General features: G+C 72.4%; 24 protein-coding genes. 19 read left to right on the top strand and 5 right to left on the bottom strand.

What is annotated here, in order from left to right:
• Positions 1 to 44: 44 nt before the first annotated feature.
• Positions 45 to 1652 carry an alpha/beta fold hydrolase gene (locus tag ACTMTU_RS01820; RefSeq protein ID WP_441261615.1) on the bottom strand — a complete coding sequence of 536 codons (1608 nt, stop codon included), beginning with the start codon at positions 1650 to 1652 and terminating at the stop codon, positions 45 to 47.
• Positions 1653 to 1839: 187 nt separating this feature from the next.
• On the opposite strand from ACTMTU_RS01820, the gene ACTMTU_RS01825 reads away from it, so the two are divergent.
• The 11 genes from ACTMTU_RS01825 to ACTMTU_RS01875 all read left to right on the top strand — a co-directional run bounded on the left by ACTMTU_RS01825 (position 1840) and on the right by ACTMTU_RS01875 (position 13886).
• On the top strand, positions 1840 to 2583 hold the full coding sequence (locus ACTMTU_RS01825; RefSeq protein ID WP_441261616.1) for a hypothetical protein: 744 nt from the start codon (positions 1840 to 1842) through the stop codon (positions 2581 to 2583).
• Between the two features lie 83 nt (positions 2584 to 2666).
• A complete protein-coding gene (gene ggt, locus ACTMTU_RS01830) occupies positions 2667 to 4478 on the top strand; it encodes a gamma-glutamyltransferase (RefSeq protein WP_441261617.1) in 1812 nt (603 codons plus the stop codon).
• A 98-nt stretch (positions 4479 to 4576) separates the two neighbouring features.
• Positions 4577 to 5296, top strand: a complete 720-nt coding sequence (locus ACTMTU_RS01835; protein ID WP_441261618.1) for a glycoside hydrolase family 75 protein — start codon at positions 4577 to 4579, stop codon at positions 5294 to 5296.
• Positions 5297 to 5476: 180 nt separating this feature from the next.
• Entirely contained in the window at positions 5477 to 5761 is a 285-nt protein-coding gene (locus ACTMTU_RS01840) for a helix-turn-helix domain-containing protein (protein WP_441261619.1), read from the top strand.
• A 42-nt stretch (positions 5762 to 5803) separates the two neighbouring features.
• A complete protein-coding gene (locus ACTMTU_RS01845; RefSeq protein ID WP_441261965.1) occupies positions 5804 to 6172 on the top strand; it encodes a PPOX class F420-dependent oxidoreductase in 369 nt (122 codons plus the stop codon).
• Between the two features lie 99 nt (positions 6173 to 6271).
• Positions 6272 to 7585, top strand: coding sequence for a hypothetical protein (locus tag ACTMTU_RS01850; protein WP_441261620.1), 1314 nt, complete (start codon positions 6272 to 6274; stop codon positions 7583 to 7585).
• A 158-nt stretch (positions 7586 to 7743) separates the two neighbouring features.
• Positions 7744 to 8586 (top strand): nitrilase-related carbon-nitrogen hydrolase, encoded by an 843-nt coding sequence (locus ACTMTU_RS01855; RefSeq protein ID WP_441261621.1) that lies wholly within the window; start codon positions 7744 to 7746, stop codon positions 8584 to 8586.
• Entirely contained in the window at positions 8583 to 9863 is a 1281-nt protein-coding gene (locus ACTMTU_RS01860; RefSeq protein ID WP_441261622.1) for an aspartate aminotransferase family protein, read from the top strand. The genes ACTMTU_RS01855 and ACTMTU_RS01860 overlap by 4 nt, the downstream gene beginning before the upstream one ends.
• 39 nt (positions 9864 to 9902) lie before the next feature.
• Positions 9903 to 11306, top strand: a complete 1404-nt coding sequence (gene hydA / locus ACTMTU_RS01865) for a dihydropyrimidinase (RefSeq protein WP_441261623.1) — start codon at positions 9903 to 9905, stop codon at positions 11304 to 11306.
• 11 nt (positions 11307 to 11317) lie between these two features.
• On the top strand, positions 11318 to 12319 hold the full coding sequence (locus ACTMTU_RS01870) for a TIGR03842 family LLM class F420-dependent oxidoreductase (RefSeq protein ID WP_441261624.1): 1002 nt from the start codon (positions 11318 to 11320) through the stop codon (positions 12317 to 12319).
• Positions 12320 to 12344: 25 nt separating this feature from the next.
• Positions 12345 to 13886: an NCS1 family nucleobase:cation symporter-1 gene (locus ACTMTU_RS01875; protein ID WP_441261625.1), complete on the top strand. Its 1542-nt coding sequence runs from the start codon at positions 12345 to 12347 to the stop codon at positions 13884 to 13886.
• On the opposite strand, the gene ACTMTU_RS01880 is transcribed toward ACTMTU_RS01875, so the two are convergent.
• Together ACTMTU_RS01880 and ACTMTU_RS01885 are read right to left on the bottom strand one after the other, a co-directional pair.
• Entirely contained in the window at positions 13840 to 14019 is a 180-nt protein-coding gene (locus ACTMTU_RS01880) for a hypothetical protein (RefSeq protein ID WP_441261626.1), read from the bottom strand. The two genes, ACTMTU_RS01875 and ACTMTU_RS01880, sit on opposite strands and share 47 nt — an antisense overlap.
• Positions 14020 to 14053: 34 nt before the next feature.
• Positions 14054 to 14845 (bottom strand): SDR family NAD(P)-dependent oxidoreductase, encoded by a 792-nt coding sequence (locus ACTMTU_RS01885; protein WP_441261627.1) that lies wholly within the window; start codon positions 14843 to 14845, stop codon positions 14054 to 14056.
• 70 nt (positions 14846 to 14915) lie between these two features.
• Between ACTMTU_RS01885 and ACTMTU_RS01890 the strand changes: the two genes are divergently transcribed.
• Both ACTMTU_RS01890 and ACTMTU_RS01895 read left to right on the top strand, forming a co-directional pair.
• Complete coding sequence (locus ACTMTU_RS01890; protein ID WP_441261966.1) at positions 14916 to 16331, top strand: amidase; 1416 nt, start codon at positions 14916 to 14918, stop codon at positions 16329 to 16331.
• A gap of 5 nt (positions 16332 to 16336) precedes the next feature.
• Positions 16337 to 16939: a TetR/AcrR family transcriptional regulator gene (locus ACTMTU_RS01895; protein WP_441261628.1), complete on the top strand. Its 603-nt coding sequence runs from the start codon at positions 16337 to 16339 to the stop codon at positions 16937 to 16939.
• Here ACTMTU_RS01895 and ACTMTU_RS01900 read toward each other — a convergent pair.
• Together ACTMTU_RS01900 and ACTMTU_RS01905 are read right to left on the bottom strand one after the other, a co-directional pair.
• Positions 16917 to 17777: a class I SAM-dependent methyltransferase gene (locus ACTMTU_RS01900; RefSeq protein ID WP_441261629.1), complete on the bottom strand. Its 861-nt coding sequence runs from the start codon at positions 17775 to 17777 to the stop codon at positions 16917 to 16919. The two genes, ACTMTU_RS01895 and ACTMTU_RS01900, sit on opposite strands and share 23 nt — an antisense overlap.
• Positions 17774 to 18733 carry a carboxymuconolactone decarboxylase family protein gene (locus ACTMTU_RS01905; protein ID WP_441261630.1) on the bottom strand — a complete coding sequence of 320 codons (960 nt, stop codon included), beginning with the start codon at positions 18731 to 18733 and terminating at the stop codon, positions 17774 to 17776. Before ACTMTU_RS01905 ends, ACTMTU_RS01900 begins: the two co-directional genes overlap by 4 nt.
• A 167-nt stretch (positions 18734 to 18900) precedes the next feature.
• Here ACTMTU_RS01905 and ACTMTU_RS01910 point away from each other — a divergent pair, with 167 nt between their 5' ends.
• From ACTMTU_RS01910 to ACTMTU_RS01935, 6 genes are all read left to right on the top strand, one after another.
• Entirely contained in the window at positions 18901 to 20100 is a 1200-nt protein-coding gene (locus tag ACTMTU_RS01910; RefSeq protein WP_441261631.1) for a sensor histidine kinase, read from the top strand.
• Positions 20097 to 20765 carry a response regulator gene (locus ACTMTU_RS01915; protein ID WP_441261632.1) on the top strand — a complete coding sequence of 223 codons (669 nt, stop codon included), beginning with the start codon at positions 20097 to 20099 and terminating at the stop codon, positions 20763 to 20765. Before ACTMTU_RS01910 ends, ACTMTU_RS01915 begins: the two co-directional genes overlap by 4 nt.
• 47 nt (positions 20766 to 20812) lie before the next feature.
• A complete protein-coding gene (locus tag ACTMTU_RS01920; RefSeq protein WP_441261633.1) occupies positions 20813 to 22510 on the top strand; it encodes an FUSC family protein in 1698 nt (565 codons plus the stop codon).
• Entirely contained in the window at positions 22507 to 23013 is a 507-nt protein-coding gene (locus ACTMTU_RS01925; protein ID WP_441261634.1) for a MarR family winged helix-turn-helix transcriptional regulator, read from the top strand. The genes ACTMTU_RS01920 and ACTMTU_RS01925 overlap by 4 nt, the downstream gene beginning before the upstream one ends.
• 56 nt (positions 23014 to 23069) lie before the next feature.
• Positions 23070 to 23726, top strand: a complete 657-nt coding sequence (locus ACTMTU_RS01930; RefSeq protein ID WP_441261635.1) for a M15 family metallopeptidase — start codon at positions 23070 to 23072, stop codon at positions 23724 to 23726.
• A gap of 215 nt (positions 23727 to 23941) precedes the next feature.
• Positions 23942 to 25705, top strand: a complete 1764-nt coding sequence (locus tag ACTMTU_RS01935) for an HAL/PAL/TAL family ammonia-lyase (RefSeq protein WP_441261636.1) — start codon at positions 23942 to 23944, stop codon at positions 25703 to 25705.
• Positions 25706 to 25806 lie beyond the last annotated feature (101 nt).

Consider the following 25806-nt stretch of genomic DNA (forward strand, 5'->3'; position numbering starts at 1 on the left):
CGGCCCCTGCCTGAGTGAGGGGCCCAGCCGGCAGTGGCCGGTGATCACTTCTGCTGCAGCGGGACCGAGAGGTACGACGGGTCGGCCGCGGGCGAGGAGAAGGTCAGCTGCGCGCCGGTCGGGTTGTGCTCGATGTAGAGCGGGTCGACGGTGTCGACGACCACGGCGAGACGGTGGCCGGCCGGTACGTCGTAGGCGGTGGAGTACAACTCCAGGTCGACGGCGAACGGCTGACCAGGCGTCCTGCCGTGGAACGTGTACGGCGCGCTTGCGACCAGCTTGCCGAGGCCGAGCGGGCCCACGTCGTAGAGGTACGCGACGAGGGTGCCGCTCCCTTTGGTGCTCGTGACCGTGGTGTGCAGCTCCGCGGTGCCGCGCACCCGCTGCTCCGTCCGGTACCACTCGGACTGCCACACCGCCGCGAAGGAGCGTGGCAGCAGCGGGATCGACGCCATCGGCGGCAGCTGGGCGAACTGGTCGAGCATGCTGGAGAGGAAGATGAGCCCGCCGTTCGCACCGGAGTCGACGCCCGTCCGGATGCTCTGCGCCCCGCCGAGTGCGATCTTCTTCCGGTCCGCGCCCACGGACTTCCAGTCGGGGTACGACTCCACGGCGCCGCCCGTGCGCGTCCGGATGCGTACGGGCTGCTCGCGGTCCACGCCGTTGTCGGCGCCCTTGAGGTGGTGGTCCAGCCACCGGTGGGCGCTGGTCCAGGTGTCGTTGGGCAGTCCGAGCAGTCCGGTGCCCTCCGCGGTGGCGTGGTCGCCGGGGCGGAACTCCAGCCGCTTGGGGCCGCTGAGCCGCTCGTAGAAGTCGGCGTACTGGTTGGGCGGGAAGAGCGAGTCGCCCCACGCGTTGCCGAGCATGATCGCGGCGCCGTTGGCGTTGATCTCGTCGAGGTAGGTGGCGGGGGAGCGCTTGCGCCCCCACTCGATCATCTCCTGCTCCTTGGACAGATCCGAAGTCAGGAAGGCGGTCATGATCCCTTGGAGTTCGGCGCTGGGGCGGCCCGTGAGATGGCCGGCGCCGCTGAGGAGGGCGGCGGCCTGCAGGTGCTGCGTGCGGCCGCTGTAGATGGAGTCGATAAGGTCCGCCCAGCCGCTGAGCGCGGCAACCGCCTTGATGCGCTTGTCCTTCGCGGAGGCCAGCAGGCTGATGCCGGCTCCGTAGGAGACGCCCGCCATGCCCACCCTGTCCGGGTCGGCCGGGGTGTTGGCCAGTGCCCAGTCGATCACCCTGGAGGCGTCGGCGATGTCGGGCGGTCCGGCCGTCTCGATCTCGCCGCCGGACTGCCAGAAGCCGCGGGAGTTGTAACTCACCACCACATAGCCGGAGTCGGCGAGCTTCTTCGCCTGGGCGAGGTACTCGATCTGCGGCATCGCCCAGCTGGTCGGCAGTACGACGACGGGATACGTCCGCCGGCCGTCGGCGCCGGCGGGTGTGACGACGTTGGCCTTCAGCACGATCCCGCCGTCCCCCTCGATGTCGACGAAGCGGACGCCGGGGGAGGCGGTGGCGGCGCTGTTCCACAGGGCCGGGGCCGGGGCGGCCGGGAGGGCGTCGGGGGCCGCTGCGGTGGCGGAACCGGCGAGCAGTGCGGCAGAGACCGTACCGATGGCGGTGGTGCGCAGAGCCTTGCGAGGAAGTCCCACAGGTCACTCCTGACTCATCTGTCCCAACGAAGTGACCCGACGGTAAGGTCGGGGAGCTACCTCAGGTAACTCCCCAGTAAGTTACGCCACCGTAACAATTATTGGACGTCGTGTCAGCGGGCAGCGCGGCAGTCGCCGAAGGGACCGGCTCGAACAGGCGTCTGCGGCACCGCTAACATGCGCGCCCATGACTGACGACGTACGCAACATCGTGCTCGGTGTGGTGGCCGCGGGAATCAGTGCCGCGATCGGCTGGCTCGCCCGCACCTACCTATGGCGCCGCCGACTGCGGCGCAAGCAGGGGTTCTTCGGCCTGCCCGGGAATTCGGAGTCCTTGCTCGTCGTCAACCGCGAGGCGGGCCGCGACGGTTCGGTGCACCGCTTCGACGTCTTCGCCCTTCTGGAACTGTCCGCGCTCATCAAGGACTGCGGGGCGAACGCCCAGATCGTCTGGCACGACACGGCACAGCAGGGTTTCGGCGAGCGCACCGAATTCTGCGTGGGCGGGCCGGTGTCCAACCGCCGTATGGCGGCGCACCTGCACTCCATGCTGCCCGGGGTGAAGGTGAACACCGACGCCGAACCAGGGCCGGACCAGGGCGCGTTCCAGATCGGCTCCGAGCGCTACCGCATGGAGCCCGGCGCGGCGGAGTACGTGCTGCTCGCGCGGCTCACCGCGGGTGAGGACGCCCGGCCCGTGTTCCTGTTCTGCGGGCAGCGCGCCATCACCAACCAGGCGGCCACCCGCTACCTGGCCCGGCACCACGAGAAGCTCGCCCGCAAGCACGGCAACGGTTCCTTCTGCCTGCTGCTCAAGGTGGTCAACTCGCAGGCGTACGGCCCCGATGTGGTCGAGCTCGTGGCCGATGTGACGCGGGCGGCCCGGACCGCGGTACCGCAAGCACGCAGCTCGCACCGGGCGGCCGGCTGAGCCGGCGACGCGCCCGCAGGCACCCGGGACTCCCGCCCCGTGAACCGTTACGCTGCGCCGACACCGGCTGACTGGAGGTACGAATGCGTCGCTCCACCGCACGGAAGGTCTCGGTCGTGGCCCTTGCCGCGGCCGTCGTCTCGATCGGCGCCGCAGCCCCGCCCACGCCCCGTACCGCCCCTCCCACGGCACCACCCGCCAAAACCCCGGTGGCCGTCGGCCACGGCGGGGCGGTCGCGAGCGTCGACGCCGACGCCTCGGCGGCTGGTATCGAGGTGCTCCGCAACGGCGGCAACGCCGTTGACGCGGCGGTGGCGACCGCCGCGGCGCTCGGCGTGACGGAGCCGTACTCCGCCGGCATCGGCGGCGGTGGCTACTTCGTCCGCTACGACGCCAGGACCCGTACCGTGCACACCGTCGACGGCCGGGAGACCGCCCCGCGTTCGGCCGACGCCTCCCTCTTCCTGGAGAACGGCACGCCCGTACCGTTCGCGGAAGCCGTGACCAGCGGCCTCGGCGTCGGCACGCCCGGCACCCCCGCCACCTGGGACACCGCGCTCGAGGAGTGGGGCAGCCGGCCGCTGGGCGAGCTGCTGAAGCCCGCGGAGCGCCTGGCGGAGCACGGGTTCACCGTCGACGAGACCTTCCGTTCGCAGACCGCGGCCAACGAGGCGCGCTTCCGTGACTTCCCCGCCTCCGCCGAGCTGTTCCTGCCCGACGGGCGTCTCCCGGTCGTCGGATCGGTCATCAGGAACCCCGACCTGGCCCGCACCTACAAGGAACTCGGCAGAAAGGGCGCCGGGGCGCTCTACGAGGGCGCCCTCGCCAGGGACATCGTCGAAACCGTGCGCAACCCCCCGGTCGACGAAAACGCCACCCGGGTGGTCCGGCCAGGAGACCTGACACGGCGCGACCTGCGGGCGTACGAGACGGTGCGCCGCGAACCGGCGAAGGTGTCGTACCGGGGCCTCAACGTCTACGGCATGCCCCCCTCCTCCTCGGGCGGCACCAGCGTCGGCGAGGCGCTCAACATCCTGGAGCGCACCGACCTGTCGGACATCTCGGAGGAGCGGTATCTGCACCGGTTCATCGAGGCGAGCCGCATCGTGTTCGCGGACCGCGGGCGGTGGGTCGGCGACCCGGCGTTCGAGGACGTGCCGACCGCCGGTCTGCTGTCCCAGCGCTTCGCCGACTCGCGCGAGTGCCTGATCAAGGACGGCGCGGTGCTCACCAGTCCGCTGGCGCCGGGCGACCCGCGCCGGCCGGAGCGCTGCGGGTCGGCGGGAGCGGCGGCCCCGACGACGTACGAGGGGGAGAACACCACCCATCTGACGACCGCCGACAAGTGGGGCAACGTCGTCGCCTACACGCTCACCATCGAGCAGACCGGCGGCAGCGGCATCACCGTCCCCGGGCGCGGATTCCTGCTCAACAACGAGCTGACCGACTTCTCCTTCCGGCCGGCCGACCCCGCGGTCCACGACCCGAACCTACCCGGCCCGGGCAAGCGGCCGCGTTCGTCCATCTCGCCCACGATCGTGCTGGACCACCACGGCCGTCCCGTGCTGGCGCTCGGCTCGCCGGGCGGCGCGACCATCATCACGACGGTCCTGCAGACCCTGACGGGCCATCTGGACCGTGGCCTGCCGCTGGTGGACGCGATCGCCGCGCCCCGGGCCAGCCAGCGCAACCAGCCGACGACCGAGCTGGAACCGGCCCTGTGGAACAGCCCGCTGAGGGAGCGTCTCGAGGCGATCGGGCACGAGTTCCGGCTGAACCAGGAGATCGGTGCCGCCACGGGTGTCCAACGACTGCCGGACGGCCGGTGGCTCGCGGCGGCGGAGAAGCAACGGCGCGGCGGCGGCTCCGCGATGGTGGTCCGCCCGTCCCGCTGACGAAGCGCGGGACACGCCGGCGGGTCACCCGTCCGGCGGTGCGGCTGTGACCGTGCGCGCAGGTACGGGTAGGAGCCTTTCGAACAGAAAGGCTCCCTGTGCGCATTCGAAGCATCGCTCTCATCGTGGCAGTCGGTTCGGTCATGCTCGGAACGGCTGCGCTCCCGGCGGCCGCCAAGCCCGGCTCCGTGCCGCCGCCGCCCGCGCCCGACCTGTACCGCACGGCACCGGCGGCGGGTGTCGACGCGGCGGAGCTGCTGGCCGAGGTGGAGCACTGCACCAAGATCTCCAAGGGCGACTACAGCACCGACCGGGGCGGGCCGGCGAACATTCCCGTCTGCGAGCACGAGGGGGCCGTCTTCTGGAAGGCGGACATGGACATCGACTGCGACGGCCGGCGCAGCACGCGGTGCAACAGCGGCACCGACCCCTCGTTCCAGCCGGCCACGGCCTTCACCGGCTCGGACGGGAGGTATCTCGACGCGGCGGAGCTGCCGTTCGTCGTCGTGCCCGGCCCGAGCCCGGTCTGGAACTACTGGGCGTCCGGCATCCGAGGCGGTTCCGCCGCCGCGATCATCCATGACGGCAAGGTCGTGTACGGGGTGGTGGGCGACACCGGGCCGAGCGGCATCATCGGTGAGGCGTCCTACGCGGCGGCGGAGGCGCTCGGGATCGACCCGGACCCGGCGAGGGGCGGCGTTGCCTCCGGAGTCACCTACATCGTCTTCAAGGACTCGAAGGTGTCGCCGATCGAGAGCCGTGCCGCGGCGGAGAAACTGGGCGAGGAACTGGCCCGGCGGTTCGTCGACGGAGGCTGACGCGCCTCTTGGCGGCAGGGTGGACAGGCTTCGGGGGCCTACGGCGCCGTGAGTATCCGAGGGCCGCCGTCCGTGAATCCACAAAGACGTCCTGGCACGGCCGGGAACGGGACCGGCACCCGGTCCGGCTGGACGGTATTCAATACCGGTATAGAAATACCGACCGCTAGGATGCGCAACATGGTGCGCACTCCTCTCACCGCCGAAGAGCGCGAACGCGGCGAACGGCTCGGCCGGCTGCTCCGCCGGGCGCGCGGCGACCGCAGCATGGTCGAGGTGGCCGCCACGGCGGGCATCTCCCCGGAGACACTGCGCAAGATCGAGACGGGGCGGGCGCCCACCCCCGCGTTCTTCACCGTCGCCGCTCTGGCCGTGGCTCTCGGCCTGTCCATGGACGAACTCGCCGTCCACTGCGCCCCTGCACCTGTGCCCGTGCCGTCGTCCGTGCCGGTACCGGTGGCCTGAGCCGGCGGCAGGGGGCGTAGTCTCGCGGGCGTGAGTGCCGAGATGTTCGCCAGCGCCAGGTACGTCAGTGTCACCACGTTCCGCAAGAACGGGACCGGAGTGGCCACGCCCGTGTGGTTCGCGGTGGACGGTGGTGAGTTGTTTTTCTGGACCCGCACGGACTCGTGGAAGGTCAAGCGCCTGCGCAACGACAGCCGGGTCGTCGTCACCGTCTGCGACGTACGGGGCAAGGTCGAGGAGGGCGCCCCCACCGCGGAGGGCACCGCCCGGCTCCTGGACGGAGCCGAACTGGGCGCGGTCCGCAAGCTCCTGTCGCGCAAGTACACCTGGCAGTTCTGGGCCGTCGACTGGCCGGCGATGATCGTGCGACTGGGCAAGCGCCCGCACACCGGTATCGCGGTCACTTTCTGAAAAGGCGCCGTAGCAGCCCTGTAACACCCCTGCGGTCGAATGCCTGCGGTGCCCTCGGAGCGGAGGGCTCCATTCGGCAGTGGGGCGGCAGGGGCGGCGATGACGGTGCACCAACTCCCGGCGGACATCGGGACCTTCGCGCGGTACTTCGGGGAGCTGGTGAGGCGGCTCGACCCGGCCGGAGGCTGGTACGCGGTCTTCCTGCGGCGTGACCCGGAGGGCATGCGGGCCTGCCTGGACGGCAGCGAGATCCCGCCCTGGGACGTGGTCGAGTCCCTGCTGCACGACCTGCCCGCCCAGGACGCCGCGGAGTCCGCGCGGGCGGCCGGGCTGCACGCGGCGGCCGCCGCCGCGCACGACCGGCTGCCGGGCGGTCGCGAAAGGCTCGAGGAGCGGGTCGAGTTCATGCGCAGGGAACGGCTGCGCGCACAGGGCCGGGCCGAGGAGCTCCTCCGGCTGCTGCCCGGGTGCGCACAGGGCTCGGCGGAGGCGGAACGCCTCACCCACGAGCTCGCTTGGACCAGGGACGACCACACCAGGGCGGTGCGCCGGCTCGCGGAACTGGACTCCCGCCTGGCCGGCCTCGTCCCGCCCGGTCCCGGACCCGCGGACGACCCGGCGCACCGGCCGGCGGCGCCCGCGGGCGCCGGAACGCGGTCCGAGGAGCGGCAGCCGCCCGAAGCCCCGCCGGGCGACGGACAGAGGCGCGGCGGGGGGAAGAAGCGCCGTCCTCGCGGCGGGGCCCGGTTCGCCGGCATGGAGGACGCGGGGGACGACGCCGTCGCCGTTCCCCTGCTGCCGGTCGCGGGTGACGTGCCGCGCGGAGCCCGCTACGGCGGCGCCGCGGCCGAGGCCGCCCCGGAGGCGCCGCCTGTGCCGGAGGGCGCGTACCGCGCCGCCAGGGACACCGTCGCCGCGCTCGGCCGGCTCCGCGCCGAGGGCCGCGGCGGCGAGGCGCACGCCCTGATCTGCGAGGCCGCCGCCCGGCCCGCGGCGTGGCTGCCGGCGCTCGCCGACGAGCTGAACCGCTCGGGGCCGGCGGCGGACTGGGCCACCCTGCTCTGGGAGGTGGCGTCACAGCCGGCCTTACGGCTCGCCGCCGCCGCGGAGGCGCTCGTCGCGGCGGGCCGGGGCGACGACGGCGGGCAGCTGCTGCGCCAGGGGGTGTTCCGTTCCCCCGACGAGATCGCGGACGCCGTCCTCACGCTGGAGGAGGCGGGAACGCCGCACCGTGCCCGTGCCCTGCTGGCCGCGTTCGTGCAGGTCCGCACCGCCGCGGACGCGGCGGCCTGCGTGGCGTTGGACCCCGCCCGGCTGGTGCCGATGCTGCTCGACGCCGCCCGGGACGTCTCGTCGGCCAGGGAGCGGGACATCGTCCACGCACTGCGCGTGGCCGGACACCTCCGCGGCTGAAAATGATCGATGTCGACCGCTCGGGTACGAAACAAGATCGACTCAGCGGGTTCACGACGATGGTCTTGCCCCCGAGTGTGACGCGGCTTACGTTCTCCTCCTACGCACTGTGTCTACGTGCGTAGAAGCTCTCGGACGTCCTGTCGAAGGAGCAGCTCATGGCCACTGTCGTACGCGCCGCACTCGTCCAGGCCACCTGGACCGGCGACACCGAATCCATGATCGCCAAACATGAGGAACACGCCCGGGAGGCGGCCCGGCAGGGCGCCAAGGTCATCGGCTTCCAAGAGGTCTTCAACGCCCCCTACTTCTGCCAGGTCCAGGACCCCGAGCACTACCGCTGGGCGGAGCCGGTGCCGGACGGTCCGACGGTCCGCCGGATGCAGGAGCTCGCCCGCGAGACCGGCATGGTGATCGTGGTCCCGGTCTTCGAGGTCGAGGGCGCGGGCTTCTACTACAACACCGCCGCCGTGATCGACGCCGACGGCAGCTACCTGGGCAAGTACCGCAAGCACCACATCCCCCAGGTGAAGGGCTTCTGGGAGAAGTACTACTTCAGGCCCGGCAACGCCGGCTGGCCCGTGTTCGACACCGCGGTCGGCAAGGTCGGCGTCTACATCTGCTACGACCGCCACTTCCCGGAGGGCTGGCGGCAACTCGGGCTCGGCGGGGCCCAGTTGGTGTACAACCCGTCCGCGACGCACCGCGGACTGTCCTCCTACCTGTGGCAGCTGGAGCAGCCCGCCGCCGCCGTCGCCAACGAGTACTTCGTCGCCGCCATCAACCGCGTCGGCATCGAGGAGTACGGCGACAACGACTTCTACGGCACCAGCTACTTCGTCGACCCGCGCGGCCAGTTCGTCGGCGACGTCGCCAGCGACAAGGAGGAGGAGCTCGTCGTACGGGACCTCGACTTCGACATGATCGAGACGGTGCGGCAGCAGTGGGCGTTCTACCGAGACCGCCGGCCCGACGCCTACGAGGGGCTGGTGCAGCCGTGACCGACCTCTACGAGCGGCACCGTGCCGTCATCCCCGACTGGGTCGCGCTCTACTACAAGCAGCCGATCGAGATCACCCACGGCGAAGGCCGCCACGTCTGGGACGCGGACGGCAACCGCTACCTGGACTTCTTCGGCGGCATCCTCACCACCATGACCGCCCACGCGCTGCCCGAGGTCACCAAGGCGGTGAGCGAGCAGGCCGGACGGCTCATCCACTCCTCCACCCTCTACCTCAACCGCCCCATGGTGGAGCTCGCAGAACGGATCGCCGCGCTCTCCGGCATCCCGGACGCCCGCGTCTTCTTCACCACCTCCGGCACGGAGGCCAACGACACCGCGCTGCTGCTGGCGACCGGCCACCGCCGCTCCAACCAGATCCTGGCGATGCGCAACAGCTACCACGGCCGGTCGTTCTCCGCGGTCTCCGTCACCGGCAACCACGCCTGGTCGCCGACCAGCCTCTCGCCGCTCCAGACGCTGTACGTGCACGGAGGCGTCCGCAGCCGCGGCCCCTTCGCCCACCTCTCCGACGCGCAGTTCATCGAGGCGTGCGTCGCCGACCTCGAGGACCTCCTCGGACACACCCACGACGTGGCCGCGCTGATCGCGGAGCCGGTGCAGGGCGTCGGCGGCTTCACCTCACCGCCCGACGGCCTGTACGCCGCCTTCCGCGAGGTCCTGGACCGGCACGGCATCCTGTGGATCTCCGACGAGGTGCAGACCGGCTGGGGCCGCACCGGCGAGCACTTCTGGGGCTGGCAGGCCCACGGCCGAAGCGGTCCGCCCGACATCCTCACCTTCGCCAAGGGCATCGGCAACGGCATGTCCGTGGGCGGCGTCGTCGCCCGCGCCGAGATCATGAACTGCCTCGACGCGAACTCCATCTCCACCTTCGGCGGCAGCCCCGTCACCATGGCCGCCGGCGTCGCCAACCTCTCCTACCTCCTGGAGCACGACCTCCAGGGAAACGCCCGCCGGGTCGGCGGCCTGCTGATCGAGCGGCTGCGCGGGATCGCGGCGAGCGTGCCCGCCGTGCGGGAGGTACGGGGCCGCGGACTCATGATCGGCATCGAGCTGGTCAGGCCGGGCACCGACGAGGCCGACCCCCAGGCGGCGGCGACCGTCCTCGAGGCCGCCCGCGAGGGCGGGCTGCTGATCGGCAAGGGCGGCGGCCACAACACCAGCGTCCTGCGCATCGCCCCGCCGCTCTCCCTGACCGTCGCGGAAGCGGAAGAGGGGGCCCTCGTCCTTGAACGGGCCTTGCGCAGCCTGTAGTTGCCACGCGACCGCCGCCACTTCCCACGCGAGGAGACCATGAGCAACCGCACCCTGATCCGCGGCGGACTCGTCGTGACCGCCGCCGACGAGATGCACGCCGACGTCCTAGTCGAGGACGGCCGCATCGCCGCGCTCGCCGCGCACAACTCGCCCGTCTCGCAGACGTGGACGGCCGCCCGCACCATCGACGCGACCAACAAGTACGTCCTGCCGGGCGGCGTCGACGCCCACACCCACATGGAGCTGCCGTTCGGCGGGACCTTCGCCTCCGACACGTTCGAAACGGGCACCCGCGCCGCCGCCTGGGGCGGCACGACCACGATCATCGACTTCGCGGTGCAGTCGGTGGGGCGGGCGCTGCGGGAGGGCCTCGACGCCTGGTACGCCAAGGCCGACGGCAACTGCGCCATCGACTACGGCTTCCACATGATCCTCTCCGACGTCAACGAGCAGTCGCTGAAGGAGATGGACCTGCTGGTGGAGGAGGGCATCACCTCCTTCAAACTCTTCATGGCCTACCCCGGCGTCTTCTACAGCGACGACGGGCAGATCCTGCGGGCGATGCAGCGCTCCGCCGTCAACGGCGGCCTGATCATGATGCACGCGGAGAACGGCATCGCCATCGACGTGCTGGTCGAGCAGGCGCTCGCCGAGGGCCGCACCGATCCCCGCTACCACGGCGAGGTACGCAAGGTCCTGCTGGAGGCCGAGGCCACCCACCGGGCCATCCAGCTCGCCCGCGTCGCCGGCGCCCCGCTGTACGTGGTGCACGTCTCCGCGGAGGAGGCCGTCGCGGAGCTCGCCACGGCCCGCGACAAGGGACTGCCCGTCTTCGGCGAGACCTGCCCGCAGTACCTCTTCCTGTCCACCGACAACCTCGCCGAGCCCGACTTCGAGGGCGCCAAGTACGTCTGCTCCACACCGCTCCGGCCGCGTGAGCACCAGGCGGCACTGTGGCGGGGCCTGCGCACCAACGACCTCCAGGTGGTCTCCACCGACCACTGCCCCTTCTGCTTCACCGGGCAGAAGGAACTCGGCCGCGGGGACTTCTCCAAGATCCCCAACGGTCTCCCGGGCGTGGAGAACCGCATGGACCTCCTCCACCAGGCCGTGGTCGACGGGCACATCAGCCGCCGCCGCTGGATCGAGATCGCCTGCGCCACACCCGCCAGGATGTTCGGCCTCTACCCGAAGAAGGGCACCATCGCCCCAGGCGCCGACGCCGACATCGTCATCTACGACCCGCACGCAGAACAGACCCTGTCCGTCCGGACACACCACATGAACGTCGACTACTCGGCGTACGAGGGCAAACGGATCACCGGCCAGGTGGAGACCGTGCTGTCCCGGGGCGAAGTGGTCATCGACGGGCGGACGTTCACCGGCCGCGCCGGCCACGGCGTGTACACCCCCCGCTCCACCTGCCAGTACCTGAACTAGGAGGCCATGCCGTGGACTTCGGACTCGTCCTGCAGACCGACCCGCCCGCGTCCGCGGTCGTCGGGCTGATGCGGCGCGCGGAACGCAACGGCTTCCGCTACGGCTGGACCTTCGACTCCGCGGTGCTGTGGCAGGAGCCGTTCGTCATCTACAGCCGCATCCTGGAGCACACGACGAAACTCACCGTCGGGCCCATGGTGACCAACCCCGGCACCCGCACCTGGGAGGTGACCGCCTCCACCTTCGCCACCCTCAACGACATGTACGGCAACCGCACCGTGTGCGGCATCGGGCGCGGTGACTCCGCCATGCGGGTGGCCGGACGCCGCCCCAACACGCTCGCCAGGCTCGGCGAGGCCATCGACGTGATCCGCGATCTCGCGGAAGGGCGCGAGGCCGTCGTCGACGGGCAGCCGCTCCGGATCCCCTGGGTCAGGGACGGGAAGCTGCCGGTGTGGATGGCGGCTTACGGGCCCAAGGCCCTGGCTCTCGCCGGGCAGAAGGCCGACGGCTTCATCCTCCAGCTCGCCGACCCGTACCTGACGGAGTGGATGGTGAAGGCCGTGCGCACCGCGGCCGCCGACTCCGGACGCGACCCGGCCTCCGTCACCGTCTGCGTCGCGGCGCCCGCGTACGTGAGCGACGACCTGGCACACGCCCGGGAGCAGTGCCGGTGGTTCGGCGGGATGGTGGGCAACCACGTCGCGGACCTCGTCTCCCGCTACGGCGAGCACTCCGACATGGTCCCGGAGGCGCTCACCGCCTACATCAAGGGGCGGCACGGCTACGACTACAGCCACCACGGCCGCGCCGGCAATCCGTCCACCGACTTCGTCCCCGACGAGATCGTCGACCGGTTCTGCCTGCTCGGGCCGGCCGAGGCGCACATCGAGAAGCTCCAGGCGCTGCGCGACCTGGGCGTCGACCAGTTCGCGCTCTACAACATGCACGACGCGAAGGAAACGACGATCGACGCGTACGGCGCGGAGATCATCCCGGCACTGAACCGCTGACCTCCTCCGAAGGGCCCTCGCCGCCATGACCGCGACCGTCCCGCCCGTGCCGTCAGAAGAACCGATACAGGACCCGGCGGGACGCGTCGAACTCCCGCCGGGCACCACCCTCGCGGACAACCGCTTCGTCAACGACGACCTGCTGCCCGTGCCGGTCGCCCGCCGCCGGTGGACCACCTACAACTTCGCCGCCCTGTGGGTCGGCATGGCCCACAACATCCCCTCCTGGCTGCTCGCCTCCGGGCTCGTCGCGCTCGGCATGGACTGGAAGCAGGCGGTGTTCACCATCGCCCTGGCCAACGTCATCGTGCTGCTGCCGATGCTGCTGACCGGCCACGCGGGTCCCAAGTACGGCATCCCCTTCCCGGTGCTCGCCCGCGCCTCCTTCGGGCTGCGCGGCGCGAACCTGCCCGCGATGATCCGGGCCGCGGTGGCCTGCGCCTGGTTCGGCATCCAGACCTGGATCGGCGGCCAGGGCATCTTCGTCCTGCTCGGCAAGATCTTCGGCGGCTGGGCGGAGGCGGCCGAGGTCGGCGGGCAGCCGTGGACGCTGTGGGTCTGCTTCGTCCTCTTCTGGGCGCTGGAACTAGCCATCATCTACCGGGGGATGGAGGCACTGCGCCGGTTCGAGAACTGGGCCGCGCCGTTCGTCATCGTCGGCGCGGTGGTGCTGCTGGTGTGGGTCACCGCCAAGGCGGGCGGTGTCGGCCCGCTGCTCGACCAGCCCTCGAAGCTGGGCTGGGGCGCGGACTTCTGGCCGGTCTTCTTCCCGTCCCTGATGGGCATGATCGCCTTCTGGGCGACCCTCTCGCTGAACATCCCCGACTTCACCCGGTTCGGGGCGGGCCAGCGCGCACAGATCTGGGGCCAGACGCTCGGCCTGCCCACCACGATGACCCTGTTCGCGCTGCTGTCGGTGTTCGTCACGTCCGGCTCGCAGGCGGTGTACGGGGCGGCCGTGTGGGACCCGGTCGCGCTGGCGGCCAAGACCGACAACGTCTTCGGTCTGCTCTTCGCCCTGATCACCGTGCTCGTCGCGACGATCTCGGTGAACATCGCGGCGAACGTCGTGTCGCCGGCGTACGACCTGGCGAACCTGGCTCCCAAGTTCATCAACTTCCGTACCGGCGCGCTGATCACCGGCGTCGTCGGCGTGCTGATCATGCCGTGGAAGCTGACCGAGACGCCAGAGCTGTACATCTTCACCTGGCTGGGGCTCGTCGGCGGGCTGCTCGGCACCGTCGCCGGCATCCTCATCGCCGACTACTGGCTCGTGCGCCGGACCGTCCTCGACCTGACCGCGCTCTACACGCCCGGCGGCCCCTACTGGTACACCTCGGGCTGGAACCTGCGTGCCGTGGCCGCCTTCGTGGTCGGCGGGGTGCTCGCGGTCGGCGGCTCCCATTCGGCCCCGGGCAAGGGCCCGTTCCCCGAGGACGGCCTGATCCCGTTCCTGCGACCCCTCGCGGACTACGGCTGGGCGGTGGGCCTCGCGGCGTCACTGGTGCTGTACGTGGTGCTCATGCGGCTCGGCGGACAGCCGCGAACAGCGGCGCGAGCGCGCTGACCAGCCGCCCGCGCCAGTGGTCATGGAGCCGCAGCACCAGGCCGCCGCTCCAGGGGGCTGCGGTGATCAGGCCCAGCACATGGTCGAGGGCCGCCCGGCGGGCGCTCTGCACGGTGACCTCCCCTGCCGGCATGGGGGAGACCCTAGCAACGCCCGCCGACAGCGCCTCAGCGGCGGTCGCGCTGGGCCGCCACCACCTCGCGCAGCGTCCGCTCGCCCGGGCCGCCGCGCTGGAGGCGCTCGGCGAAGCCGGGGAACTGGCCCCCGATGGCGCTCAGCAGCCGCATCTCGATCGGCGCCACGTTGATCTCCGCGACGTCACGTTCCACGGCCCGCACGACACCCTCGACGACCTGACGCGGCGACACCGTCCGTATGCCCGTCGGCGGCTTCGCGCCGGTCACGGCGAACATGCCCACGTCCCGTACGAAACCCGGCTGGACGATCGACACGCCGACGCCCGTGCCGTGCAGGTCCTGACGCAGCCCCAGCGCGAAGCCGCGCAGGCCGAACTTGCTGCCGCTGTAGAGGGACATCGACCTCGTGGTCACCTTCCCCGCAAGGGAGCCGACGAAGGCTAGGTGGCCGCGGCCGGCGTCGACCATGGACGGAACGAGCAGCCGGGCGAGCATGGCGGGAGCGCGCAGGTTGACGGCGAAGGCGCGGTCCATCTGTTCGGGCGTGCAGTCCAGCAGATCGCCGCTGCCGGGCAGGGCGGCGTTCGATATGAGGATGTCCGTGCCGGCGGCTTCCGCGGCGAGCCGTTCCACGTCGGCCGCATGGGCCAGATCGGCGACCACCGTGCGGGCGCCGTAGCGTTCCGCCAGCGGTACGAGGGCGTCGGCGCGCCGACCACTGACTGTCAACTTGGCTCCTCGCGCGGCCAGTTCGGCGGCGAGTTCGCCACCCAGACCGCCGGTCGCCCCGGTGAGCAGAACGCTTGCTCCGCTGATCCGCATCTGGTTACCCTCCAGTCCTGTTCGTTCGAACGAACAATAAGGAGGCGGGTGCGGCGTGTCCAGAGACGAGATGGGCGAACTGGCCCAATATTGCGGGGCGTTGGCGGCAGGGGAGACAACTTCGGAGGCAATCGTCGCGGAGACGCTCGCCCGCATCGAGGCAACCCGGAGCAGCATCAACGCTTTCAGGACCGTCCGCGGTGACCAAGCCCTCGAGGAGGCACGGGCCGCGGACCGGAGGCTCGCGGCGGGGGAGCGGCTGCCGCTGCTCGGTGTACCGGTCGCCGTCAAGGACGACACCGACGTCGCGGGCGTCCCCACCTACTTCGGCTGCCCCGGCGACATCCCGCCGGCCACGGCCGACGGAGAGGCCGTACGCAGGCTCCGGGCCGCGGGAGCGGTCATCGTGGGCAAGACCAACTCCTGCGAACTCGGCCAGTGGCCCTTCACGGAGGGCCCCGCCTTCGGAGTCACCCGTAACCCCTGGTCCCCCGCGCACACCCCGGGCGGTTCCTCCGGCGGCTCGGCGGCCGCCGTCGCCGCCGGGCTCGTGCCCGCCGCCCTCGGTTCCGACGGCGCCGGCTCCATCCGCATCCCCTCCGCCTGGACCCATCTCGTCGGCATCAAGCCCCAGCGCGGCCGGGTCTCCGTCCACCCCTACATCGACTGCTTCCAGGGCCTCACCGTCAACGGCCCCCTCGCACGGACCGTCGCGGACGCGGCCCTGCTGCTGGACGCGGCCTCCGGCGGGCACCCCGGCGAGCGGTACCACCCGGACGCCATCGACGCCTCGGCCGCCGCCCGCCGCGAACCGGGCAGGCTGCGCATCGCGCTCGCCCTGCGCCCGCCGCTCACCCTCACCGGCACCCGCCCCCACCCGGAGGTGCGCCGGGCGGTGGTCGCGCTCGCCGAGACGCTCGCGAAGCTCGGGCACGACGTCGAAGAGGCCCGGCCCCGCTACGGTCTCATCGGCCTGAGCTTCCTGCCCCGCGCCGCGACCGGCATCGCCGAGTACGCCGACCGGCACCCCGATCCGTCGCTCCTCGACCCGCGCACCCGCGCCGCCACCCGCTCCGGCCACCGGCTCGGTGGACGCGTCGTACGCGCCGCCCGCGCCCGCGAGGCCGCCCAGCAGAGCAGGATCGGCGCCTTCTTCGACCACTACGACGTCCTGCTCACCCCCAGCACGGCCACCCCGCCCCCGCCCGTCGGCGCCTTCGACGGAAAGTCCGCCGGGGCCACGGACATCGGCATCGCCGCCGCCTGCCCGTACGCCTGGCCGTGGAACGTCCTCGGCTGGCCCGGCGTCGCCGTCCCCGCCGGCCTCACCCGCGACGGGCTGCCCCTCGGGGCCCAACTGCTCGGCCCCGAAGGCGCCGAGGAACGCCTGATCTCCCTCGCCGCCCAGCTCGAGGCGGAGCTGCGCTGGTACGAGAAGCGCCCGCCCACCCGTATGACCAGCGGAAGTGCCCCGATGGGACAATGAGGGCCATGTCCACCGCCGCCCGCTCCGCGCCCACCAGGCAGCGCATCATAGAAGCCGTCCTGCACATCATCGGCAGGGACGGCGTGGCCGCGGTGACCAATCGCCGGATCGCCAAGGAGGCGGGCGTGTCGCTCGGCTCCGTCACGTACCACTTCGCGACACAGCACGAGCTGCTGCGCGAAAGCCTGCTGCACTTCGTACGGGACGAGACCCGCCGCTTCACCGAGCTGGCCGACGAGTGCCGGAGCGACGGTATCGACATAGCGGGCGCCGCGGCCCTCGCCGGCCAGGTGGCCGGCGGCACCGGCTTCGACAGCGGGCACATCGCGACGTTCGAGCTGTACGTCGAGGCAGGCCGGGACGAGCGGCTGCGGGAGGCGGCGGCGGAGGCGTTCGCCGCGTACGACCGGCTCGCCACCCAGATCCTGACCGGCCTCGGCGTCCCGGACGCGGAAGGGCTGGCGGCGACGACGGTGGCGCTGGTGATGGGCCTTCAGCTCCGGCGGCTCGCCACCGGGAGTCCGGCGGAGGACCTGGTGGACGCATTGCTGCTGCTCGCGCGTGGCGCCGTCGGCCCCGGCACGCTCAGCCCTCCCGGCGGGCAGTGACCACCCACACGCCGGCGTCCAGCAGGACGCCCCGGTCCGTCTCGTAGGGCCGCAGGGCGGCACGCATGGCGTGCAGTGTCTCCTCGGGGACCTCGGCGCCCGGCATCCGCGAGACGTAGAAGTCCACGGCGTCGCCGGCGTCCCGCCCCCAGCAGGTGGGTGCGTCGACCGCCGTGATCCCGATCGACCCGAACGCGGCCCTCTCCAGTATCTTCCGGGTCCGGTCGGGGTCCGCCAGGGAGGCCATGGCGGCCGCGGGTTCGGTCCCCGGGGCAGGCTCCGGTCCCGGGGTCGGCGAAGCCGCCGGCTGCGGTGCGGCGGCCGCCAGCAACGAGGCCAGCAGCCCGAGGACGCGTCCCTCCTCACCGTCCGGGCCGGCCGGCCGGGGGCAGACGAACGCCAGCCGCCCGCCCGGCCGCAGGGACCGGCCGATGTTCGCGAACGCGGCGGTGTGGTCGGCGAAGAACATCACCCCGCCCCGGCTGATCGCCACGTCGTGGCCGCCGGCGGGGAACGGGTGCACCTGGGCGTCGCCCCACTCGTAGGAGACGTTCTCGATGCCCGCGGACAACGAACGCGCCCGCGCCAGCATCGGCTCCGAGATGTCGACGCCGACCGCGTGACCGCGCGCCGCGAGCCGTGCGGCACGCCGCGTCGTCGACCCGCTGCCGCATCCCACGTCCAGGACGCGGTCCCTCTCCCCGATCCCCGCCGTCGCGAACAGCGCCTCGTCGAAGGACGCGAGCATCCCGTCGTAACGCTCGTGGTGGTCCGCCCAGTGCTGCCCCACCGGGCCGTTCCACGCGTCGGCCTGACGGGTGTTCACGATGGTGCTCACAGCTGCTCCTCGATCCGCTCGACGGCGGTGATCGCCCCGTACGCGGTCAGATGGACGAGGCAGTGGTCCGTGTGCCGGGGAGTGCGCCAGGCCCGTACGTCCTCCTCGGTGATCCGGTACGGCGCGAGGGCCGCGAGCAGCGCCAGCCGGGCCCCGGGACGGTCCTCGCGGCCGGGCAGCCAGTCGGCCGACAGCGGCGGATGGGCGACGCCGTCGTGGGCGGCCACCGTCTTGCGCACCAGTGCCCGGTCGTCCTCCGACAGCAGCCCGGCGCCCATGAGCGCCGCCTCACGCAGCGCCCCGTACGCGGTGCCGACGGGCGTGCCCGCCGCCCACGCGGGTTCGGTGCCGGAGGTCCGCAGCAGCTCCAGGCTTTCTCCGGGCCGCAGTTGCCGGCGTACCGTGCGGGCGAGCGAACGGCCCGCCGCGCTGCGCACCAGCCGCAACTTCTGCGCGCCGCCAGGCAGCATGTTCTCGTTCAGCAGCGCCGAGACGATCCGGTTGATGAAGTGGAACGCGAGCGCGGTCCCCAGGTGTTCGGGGGTCTGCTCCGCCGGGAACGGCCGGGTTCCGCGGATGTCCTTGCCCCAGGCCAGCAGCCGCCGGTGCACCGGGTCGGCCGGCTCCTCACCGCGTGCGATCGTCTCGGCAAGCCCGTGGTCGCCGGTGGCGTGCAGCAGGACGGTGTGCGCGTCGACGCAGAAGGGGCAGCGGTTGGCCAGTGACACGCCCGCGGCGATGACCTCCTTGTCCGTCCGGGACACCCGGCCGGCCAGCAGTGACTCCCGCAGCAGCGCCCACGCGCCGGTCAGCAGCGGGGGAGAGTCGGACAGCACCACGAACGTCGAGGCGCGCTCGATGCCGAAGTCGCGGGCGAGTTGGGCGTACACGGCGGCAGTCACACCGGTGGCCGCGGAGGGAGGCGGGGGATCGGTGAAGCGGAAGGCTCTCGTCATGCCCCGATGCTGGCCCGGGACCGGTGTCCCGGTCGTCGTACGTGCGAAGGCATCGGCGGCCGGTCCCGGCGGGTGGGAACGGGCTGCGACTACTGCGCCGGGAGTAGCGGGAAAGGGGTCTCGCGGGACGAGGCGCCGGCCCGGCGCACCGTCATAGGCTGCCGTCCATGCAGGCGGATCCGGGGCTGAGGCACGCCCTGCTCGACACGGCGCTCGCGGCACTGATCGCCGGGGCGGTGACCCTCGCGGCGTACGCCGGCGGCCCGGCCCCCGGTGTGCCGGACGTGCTGCTGATCGCGGCGGGTTCGCTGGCGCTCGCGGGCCACCGGCGGGCACCCCGCATGGTCCTCGTCGTCACCACGGTCTGCATGCTGGGCTACGTCCTCCACGACCGGCCCGGTTCCTGGGCGGCCTTCCCGGTGCTCATCGCCGTGCACGCGGCAGCGCGCGGGGGACGGCGCGGGGCGGGTGTGGTGGCGGGCGCGTTGTTCCTGGTCGTCTTCTTCGCCGCCGACACCGTCAGTTCCGCCGAGGGCAGCGTCGAACGCTCGCTGCTGCTGCTCGGCTGGTTCCTGTGCGCAGGGGTGACCGGCCTGATCGACAAGAACTGGCAGGCGTATCTGCGTCAGACCGAACAGCGGGCCCTGGAGGCCGAACGCGGCCGGGAGGAGGCCGCGTTGCGCAGGGCCGGGGAGGAACGACTGCGGATCGCCCGCGAGTTGCACGACACGCTCACCCACTCCATCTCGATCGTCAAACTCCAGGCGGGGGTCGCCGTGCACCTGGCCCGCAAACGGGGCGAGGACGTGCCGCCCGCGCTGCTCGCCATCCAGGAGGCGAGCGGGGAGGCCATGCGGGAGCTGCGCTCGACACTCGAGGTCCTGCGGACGGAGGAACGCGAGCCGGCCGCCGGCCTCGTGCGCGTCGGCGAACTCGCCGACCGCGCCCGGGCGGCGGGCATCCCCGTCTCCGTGACCGTCAGCGGTGAACAGCGCGCGCTGCGGCCCGACGTGGACCGGGCGGCCTACCGGATCGTGCAGGAGGCGCTGACCAACGTGGCGCGGCACGCCGACCGGGCCCCCACCCGGATCCGCCTCGACTACGGCGCCGACGAGGTGGCCGTCACCGTCGAGGACGACGGCCCCGCCGCACCCGGCGGGCCCGTCGTGCCGGGCACCGGCCTGACCGGCATGCGGGAACGCGTCACCGCCCTCGGCGGCACGCTGGACACCTCGCCACGGCCCTGCGGCGGCTTCTCGGTGCGCGCCCGTATCCCGCTTCAGGGGCTCCAGGCGTGTCCCGACGGCCGGGAAGACCTCGCGGACCGGGCAGGCCCGATGGACCCGGCCGCCGTGGAGGCGCTGTGATCCGGGTCCTGATCGTCGACGACCAGGCGCTCATGCGGGCCGGCTTCCGTGCCCTGCTCGACGCGGAGGACGGCATCGAGGTCGTGGCCGAGGCCGCGGACGGCCGGCAGGGCCTCGAGCAGGCCCGCCGCCATGTCCCCGATGTCGCCCTGGTCGATGTGCAGATGCCGGTGATGACGGGGATCGAGGCCACCCGGCACATCGCCGCCGACCCGCTCCTCGCGGACGTGCACGTCGTGATCCTCACCAACTACGGCCTGGACGAGTACGTCTTCGACGCGCTGCGCGCGGGAGCCGCCGGCTTCCTGCTCAAGGACACCGAGCCCGCCGAACTGCTGCACGCCGTGCGCGTCGCCGCCCGCGGTGACGCGCTGCTGTCGCCCGCCGTCACCCGGCGTCTGATCGGCGAGTTCGTGGCACGGCCGCCGGACCGGTCCACCGCCCCCGGCATGGAGCACCTCACCCGCCGGGAACGGGAGGTGACGGCTCTGGCGGCCCGTGGCCTGACGAACGAGGAGATCGCCGCCCACATGGTGATCAGCCCCTTCACCGCCAAGACCCACATCAGCCGGGCGATGACCAAGCTCGGCGCCAGGGACCGCGCCCAGCTGGTCGTGTTCGCGTACGAATCGGGGCTGGTGGAACCGCGCGACCCGCTGCGCTGAGAGCCGCGTCATTCGTTTACGGGTGTAATACTTGTTAAATTAAATGGGTGAGCGATACAACCATCCGATTCCCGAGGCCGCCGGCACCTCCGCTCCCGGTCGCCGCCGCGTTGCGCCTCGCCCGGCCCTCCGACCAGTGGTTCAAACCGGCCCTGAGCGTCGTCGGCGCGGCACTGGTGCCGAGCCTGACCCTCCTCGCCCTCGGACGGCTCGACCTGGTCATGTACACCATGGCCGGATCGCTCTGCGCCCTCTACGGCCACAGCCTCCCGTACGCCCGCAGGGCCGGGACCGTCGCCCGCGTGGTGATCGGCATGGTCGCGGGCCTTGCCGTCTCCCTGGTCACGGCCTCGCTCACCGACTCGGTGACCGTGCTCGTCGCCGTCGCCGCCCTGATCGCCGCCGTGCAGAAAGCGCTCTGCGACGCCGGCCGGATCGGCCCTCCCGGCAACGTGATCTTCACCTTCGTCGCCACAGCCGCCCTGTTCGTGCCGCAGCGGCTCACCCAGGTCCCGGGCCATCTCGCACCGGCCCTCGGCGCCGGGGCCATCGCCTGGCTGGTCACCGCGGTCCCCGCGCTCCTGCGGAGGGAGGGCCCCGAACGGCGCGCCACCGCCCGCGCCCTGGACGCCGCGGCCGCCTGCGCGGCCGACCCCGGCCACCGCAGCCGGCACACCGCGACGGCGGCCGTGCACGCCGCCCGGCAGACCCTCCTCGACGCCGGCCGCCCCACACCCGTACGCGGACAGCTCGACCGCCTTCTCCTGCATGCGGAGGCGGCCCTCACCTGCGGGGCGGTGGCCGAGGGCCGGGCGGACACCGACCGTGCCGGCCGGCTGCGGACCTGGGCCGCGCTCACCCGCGCCCGGGGGGACGTACCCCCTGTACCGCCGAGCCCCGGCGAGACGGCCGAGGCGCCCGGTGCCGACCGGCGGGCCTCGCGGCTGGCCCGCCGCCGCGAGGCCCGCCGCACCCTGCTGCGCGGCCTCGGCCCCCGCTCACCGCACATGCCCATCGCACTGCGCACCCTCGTCGGCTGCGCGTTCGCCGGCTACGCCGCCGTCGCACTGGGCGTCGACCGGCCGTACTGGGCCGTGGTCACCGCCGCCTCCGTCTTCCAGGCCAACGTCACCCTCAGCTGGAACCGGGCCCTTCAGCGCACGCTCGGCAACCTGGTCGGCGTCCTCGCCTTCGCCGCCGTCGTCCCGCTGATCAGGACCGGACCGGCGGCCCTCCTCGGGTGCCTGCTGTTCTTCAGCTTCGGCGCGGAAGCGCTGATCACCCGCAACTACTGGCTCGGCTCCGTCGCCGTCACCCCGATGGCGCTGCTCCTCGTCGAGGCGAGCGGCGCACACCCGGTGGGCACGCTCATCGGCGACCGGGTCCTGGACACCCTGATCGGCGTCGCCCTCGGACTCCTCGCCGCCGTCGCCGTCACCAACCGCCGGGCGGCCGGCCGGGTGGACAGGGCACTCGCCGCCGCTACGGGCGCCCGCGCCGCCCTGGAGCGGACCCTCGCCTGCCCGGCCCCCTCCGCGGCCGCCCTCGAAGCCGGGAGCCGCCGGCTGGCCGCCGCCCTCGTGGACCTGCGCGACGCCCAGGACGCCGCGGCGGGCGAATGGTGGCAGCGGCCCCTTCCGGAGGAAGAGGTCCTCGAGGCCGAGCGGGCAGGACACCGTACGCTCGCGGCGACAGCACAACGGCGTGGGCTGCACCGCCCCGCCCCTAGGATCGGAGCGGTGTGACCGACGACATCGTCGCCTCGGTGGTACGGCAGTGGCAGGCCGTGCACCCCGGCCTGGACACCGGGCCCATTGAACTCATCGGCCGCATCAACCGCTGCGCCGCACTCCTGCAACAGGCGGAGGACGCGCCGCTGCGCTCCGCCGGGCTCACCCGCGCCGAGTTCGACCTGCTCGGCGCGGTCCGCCGCAACGCCCGCGAGCTCACCCCCGGCGAGCTGGCCCGCGAGACGTTCTCCTCCGGCGCGGCCGTCACCAAACGGCTGCGCGCCCTCCAGGAACGCGGTCTGGTCGACCGCCGCGGCGACGAACGGGACCGGCGGGTCGCCCACGTCCGGCTCACCGACGACGGGCGCACCCTGGTCGACCGGCTGCTGCCCGAGCAGCTCGCGTACGAGAGCGCCGTCCTCTCCGGCCTCGACGAACAGGCACGCACCGGCCTCGCCGCACACCTCAGCGACCTGCTGGTCCAGCTGGAAGGCCGCCTCGGAACACCGCGGCGCTGACCGGAGCCCCGGCGCGCGGAGCGGCCGACAGACCGCGATGTCCTTAACCTGAAAGGGTGAACGTCGCGCGCCGGGCCGCCGCGCCCGTCCTGGCCCTCGGGCTCACACTCGGCGCCGTGCCCGCCCACGGTGCCACGGCCGCCGCCCCGCAGCTGTCGGCCACCGTCAGCGACGTACCCCCGTCCAAACTCGGTGCGAGCCACGAACCCGGCTGTCCGGTGCCCCCGTCCCGGCTGCGGCTGCTCACCATGAACCACTGGGGTTTCGACGGCCGTGTCCACCGCGGAGAACTGATCGTCCATCAGGACGAGGTCCGGCCCCTGCTGCGCGTCTTCGAGAAGGCCTTCGAGGATCGCTTCCCCATCCGCCGCATGCGGGTCATGGCCGAGTACGGCGGCGACGACGCAAAGGCGATGGCGGCCGACAACACTTCCGCCTTCAACTGCCGCCGGGTGACGGGCGACGCCCGCCATCTCTCGCGCCACTCCTTCGGGGACGCGGTCGACATCAACCCCGCGGAGAACCCGTACGTCGACCGCTCGGGAAAGGTGCACCCGCCGGGCGCGGAGGGCCACCTCGACCGCGACCTGCCCGCCAAAGGCGTGATTACTCCGGACGACGCCGTCACCACGGCGATGGACGACGCCGGCTGGGAGTGGGGCGGCCGCTGGTCGCCCCCGGACTACCACCACTTCTCCGCCGACGGCACCTGACCGCGCGGCGGCCGCCCGAGCCGGCGGTACCTGACCTCGTTCCGGGCCGGCGGCACCCGGCCCGGCCGACCTGACCGTCCCCGGCGGTCTTTCACTCGAACAGCCCGCGCCGCACGGCCGGCGCAGGCGGTCCTCGGTGCATGGATATTACGTTTCCGGTATGGCCTTCCAGAGGCCGAAACGACCTTCCGTTCCCCGGGAAAGGTTCCCCTACCATGCCGCCTCCTCCGACGGACGCCCCTGCCCGCATACGCCGCTCACCCGTACCCGCGGCCCGCACCCCCGGCTTCTCGAGGAAACCCGTCTCCCTCGTCGCCTCCGCCACCCTGATCCTGGCGTTCCTCGCCCCCGACGCCGCCGCAGGCGGGCCGACCGGCCCCGATGCCGGCGCACGCCCCGAGGCGCACCTCCAACTCGTCCTGGACGGCGAGTCACTGACCGCACAGGACATGTTCGACGTCCTGGACGCCAAGTCGGTCGCGGTGAAACTCTCCGACGCGAGCCGCACACGGATGCGGCGGATCCGCGACGGCGCGCTCCACGAACTCGCCAAGGGCGCTCGCGTGTACGGCTGGAACCAGGCCCTGGGCCCGCTCAAGGACAAGCGGCTCGACAACGAGCAGCAGAAGGAGTTCCAGAAGCGCATTCTGCGCTCGCATGCCGCAGGCGTCGGCGAGCCGCTGCCCGAGCGGGTCGCACGGCTGGTCATGGTGCTGCGGGCCAACCAGATGGCCCGGGGCGGGATGGCCGTCCGCCCGGAACTCGTCGACCGGATGAACGACCTCGTCACCGCCGGCGTCACCCCAGTCGTCCCCCAGGCCGGCTCGCTCGGCTCCGGCGACCTCCAGCCCATGGCCGCCGTCGGCATGGTCCTCACCGGGGACCGGGCGCCCGCCCGCTACCGCGGTGAGCAGGGACCCGCCGCGCAGATCCTCGCCCGCGCCGGCCTCGAACCGTCCTTCGAGCTCCAGCAGGGCGAGGCCCTGCCCATCATCAGCGGCAGCACGGTCGTCCTCGCCTCTTACGCCGACGCCCTGCACCGGGCGACCAAGGCCGCCGGCCTGGGCGAAGGCCTCCTCGCCATGTTCATGGACGCCACCCGGGCGGAGATCAGCAGCCTGGACGCCCGCACGCACGCCGAACGCCGGATCCCGGAGGAGGAGAAGGTCGCGGAACGCCTCCGGGCACTGCTGCGGGGCAGTCAGTGGACCACCGAACAGGGCCGCCGACGACTCGGCGAGGACCACCCCCGCATCCAGGACGCGGTGTCCCTCCGCGCGGCCCCGCACATCTACGGAGCGCTGCGCGAGACCCTCGCGGAGGGTCGCGAGAACATCGAACGCGAGGCCAACGCCTCCACCTCCAACCCTCTGGTCCTCGCCCGCGGCTCCGGCCGGGGCCACGAGTTCGTGATGGGCGGCAACTGGGACGGAGCTCTCCTCGGCCACGCCGCCGACACACTGAACGCCCAGATCGCCGACTTCGGCGTCCACAGCCAGGAACTGTCCGCGCGGCTGCTCTCCCCCAAGTGGAGCTACGGCCTCCCCGCCAACCTCGCGGGCGGCACGCCGGGCCTGAACTCCGGCATGGTCCAGGCCCAGACCGTGGCCGCCGCGCTCGTGCCGGAGATGCAGATCCGCGCCATGCCCGCCGGCACGCTGTCCCGGCCCGCCAAGGACGGGCAGGAGGACCACAACACCATGGCGATGGCCTCCGTACGCCACCTTCACGAGAATCTGGACCGCCTCGGGATCGTGCAGGCCGTCCTGGCGCTGATGTCCGCGCAGGGCATCGACCTGATCGAGGACAAGATGGCCGGCCTGTCCCTCGGTGAGGGTGTCCGCTCGCTCCACGACACGGTCCGCGCCCACATCGAGCCGCTCCACGACGACCGTTACCTCACGCCCGACCTGGTCGAGATGACCGACCTGGTCCGGGGCGGCGAGCTGATGGACCGGGCTGCGCCGCCGGGTCGTTGACCATCACGCCGGAAGCAGTTCGAGTGCGCCGTCCCCAAGGTTGACGGCAAGGCTGCCCGGCGCTCCCCGCTCATCTCGGAGCGGGGAGCGCCGGGCAGCCG

Origin of the sequence: Streptomyces sp. OZ13, assembly GCF_052068155.1 — a bacterium.
Classification (GTDB): Bacteria; Actinomycetota; Actinomycetes; order Streptomycetales; family Streptomycetaceae; genus Streptomyces.